At 39.2% G+C, this 2,362-nt stretch carries 4 protein-coding genes and 1 pseudogene; 3 read left to right on the top strand and 2 right to left on the bottom strand.

Annotation, left to right across the window (positions count from 1 at the left end; all coding sequences use genetic code 11):
* The 3 genes from ACTF5Q_RS08205 to holA all read left to right on the top strand — a co-directional run.
* Nucleotides 1–285, top strand: a 285-nt coding sequence (locus ACTF5Q_RS08205) for a class I tRNA ligase family protein (RefSeq protein ID WP_438954140.1), incomplete at its 5' end; no start/stop codon positions are given.
* Nucleotides 272–775 (top strand): hypothetical protein, encoded by a 504-nt coding sequence (locus tag ACTF5Q_RS08200; RefSeq protein ID WP_438954139.1) that lies wholly within the window; start codon nucleotides 272–274, stop codon nucleotides 773–775. The genes ACTF5Q_RS08205 and ACTF5Q_RS08200, both read left to right, overlap by 14 nt.
* Nucleotides 765–1,790, top strand: coding sequence for a DNA polymerase III subunit delta (gene holA, locus ACTF5Q_RS08195; RefSeq protein ID WP_438954138.1), 1,026 nt, complete (start codon nucleotides 765–767; stop codon nucleotides 1,788–1,790). The genes ACTF5Q_RS08200 and holA overlap by 11 nt, the downstream gene beginning before the upstream one ends.
* Before the next feature lie 2 nt (nucleotides 1,791–1,792).
* Here the strand turns inward: holA and atpC are convergent, their stop codons facing one another.
* A complete protein-coding gene (gene atpC / locus ACTF5Q_RS08190) occupies nucleotides 1,793–2,191 on the bottom strand; it encodes an ATP synthase F1 subunit epsilon (protein WP_438954137.1) in 399 nt (132 codons plus the stop codon).
* 26 nt (nucleotides 2,192–2,217) lie between these two features.
* Nucleotides 2,218–2,362, bottom strand: a pseudogene (locus tag ACTF5Q_RS08185) (F0F1 ATP synthase subunit beta); the annotation flags it as partial.

Here is a 2,362-nt window from a genome sequence, read left to right as displayed (position 1 = left end):
CCCCATTTAGCGGAAGAGCTGTGGGCGGACTTAGGTGGAGAAGGTCTTGTCGTTTCTGCCGATTGGCCAAAAGCTGATCCAAATTTTTTGATTGATGATGAGATAACCCTACCTATACAAATTAATGGTAAGCGACGAACAGAGATTACTGTTCCACAGGACACTGATCTTGTCGAAATAGAAAAAATTACTCTTCGCTGTGAAGCTGTCGTTAAAGCATTGAATGGCAATACACCTAAAAAAATAATTGTAGTGCCAGGACGAATTGTAAATGTTGTCGTTTAATAAACAAAATTATCTTCTTGCTTTACTATTTAGCGTGTTAATAGCTAGTTGTGCTTTTGAACCGGCTTGGATAGCTAAAGACAATAAAATAAAAATTCTGTGGCAAAGAGTAGATTTAAGGGAACCGATAACAAGTAACGAGTTCCGCTTAAACCGTTATTTAGCGTCACGGATTGGGGATGCCGAGGATGCAGAGTTTTTCTTAGAATACGAACTATTTACGGAAACCAAACGAACTGCATTATCTTTTGATGGAAAAGCATATCGAATTCGCATTCTAGGTGAAGTAAAATTTAGTTTACATCATAGAGAAAAAGATACAATCCTATTGAGTTCGAGCGTAAAGGATAGCCTTGGCTACTCAGACGCGATATTGGCAGTAACTGACCAAGCCTCCGAACGCGACGCCTACAAACGTTTGATGGTGTTACTTGGAGATAGAATAGTTGACGAATTACTTAGTTCTAAGATTATGAACAATGAAACTTAATCCAAGAGAACTTTCGAAGCTTGTAGAAAAACCTGATCCAACTCTAGCTGCAGTTCTTTTTTACGGATCTGACACAATGCGAGTGGCATTGAAGCGTCAAGAGTATTTAGAAAACCTACTGGGTCCAAATGCTGAACAGGAAATGCGATTAACTAGATTTATCGGAGACGACATTCTTAAAGATCGTACAGCTGTTTTTGATGCTGTAAAGTCAGTCGGCTTCTTCCCCGGCCAACGTGCTATATTGATTGAAAATACCTCCGATAAAACATCAAAGATTATTATTGAATGCATTGAAGCATGGAATAAAACTGATGCACACATCGTAGTTACCAGTGGACTATTAAGGCCGACCTCTCAGTTAAGAAAAGCCTTTGAAACTTTTCAAAATACATTAGCTGCACCGATTTACGATAATCCATTAACCGAGATGGAAATTAAAACAGAATTAACGAGAGCTAGTATCCAAATAAATGATCCAAGCATTATGGAAGCCCTGTATAATCTTTCAAAAGAGTTAGAGCCTGGAGACTTTCGTAATACGCTTGAAAAAATTTACCTGTATAAATTAAGCGATAAATCTCCACTAACCGCAAAAGACATTTCTATGTGCATTCCAATTTCTGCTGAGGCCAATATAGAAGAGATAATTCATGCAGTATCAGATGGGAACACTAACAAAATTAATCATATTTTGAATCGACTTGAGGCACAAGGCGTTCAGCCTGTTACGCTGTGTCTTTCATTTCAACGGCATTTCAAAATGCTGCTAAATCTTAAAAACCATGCAGGAACTTCACTAGAGGCAATTTCAAGTTATAAGCCTCCTATATTCGGCCCTAAGCGTAATGCTATTATAAACCAACTAAAACTGTGGAACGAAGAAACTTTAAAGATAGCTCTATCTTCTCTTGTTGAGCTCGATTTAGATTTAAGGTCGGCGACCAGCCGTTACCCCTCTCTCGCAATTACAGAAAGAGTTTTAATTCGAGTGGCAATGATTGCTCGACGATAAAACTATTTAAATCCTAGGTTTTCACCCAAGATATTAAAATCAGATAAAGATTTTGATGCCATATCAACTGCATCGCCAGCCATATTAGCTCTTGCTGAGTCCAGCGCCGTCTGTGCTGCTGTAACAAGCTCGTCAAACATTTCTCTATCAAAATCAGCTTTCAAAACGGCTTTCTCCGCCAGAACCGATACAGTTTCACCTAATTCTGCAAAACCGCCAGTTACCACATACTCACTGGCACCCTTTTCTTGAACCACGCGTAAAATGCCAGGGCGAAGTGTTGTTATTAATGGAGCATGATTAGCCATGGCTGTCATATCCCCATCCGAACCCGGGATCTCTACCGATACTGCCTCTGAAGAGAACAAAAGCTTTTCTGGACTGACTACATCTACTTGCATTGTTTTTACAATAATTCCCTAGGTATCTATGCTGCCTCCGCAGCCATTTTTTCTGCTTTTGCAATTACTTCATCTATTCCACCGACCATATAAAAAGCGCCTTCTGGTAGATGATCATAATCGCCATTAACTACTGCTTTGAAAGATGAAATTGTGTCTTCTAATGGTACT

This window comes from Candidatus Salinivivens marinus (assembly GCF_965655845.1).
Lineage (GTDB): Bacteria > Pseudomonadota > Alphaproteobacteria > Rhodobacterales > Rhodobacteraceae > Salinivivens > Salinivivens marinus.
The sequence above is the reverse complement of the archived record's forward strand: the minus strand, read 5'-3'. Positions and strand labels throughout refer to the sequence as shown.

Bases quoted from the DNA above. Each gene is read 5' to 3' on its own strand.
- holA (WP_438954138.1), top strand. From the start codon at position 765: ATGAAACTTAATCCAAGAGAACTTTCGAAGCTTGTAGAAAAACCTGAT.
- ACTF5Q_RS08200 (WP_438954139.1), top strand. From the start codon at position 272: ATGTTGTCGTTTAATAAACAAAATTATCTTCTTGCTTTACTATTTAGC.
- atpC (WP_438954137.1), bottom strand. From the start codon at position 2,191: ATGCAAGTAGATGTAGTCAGTCCAGAAAAGCTTTTGTTCTCTTCAGAG.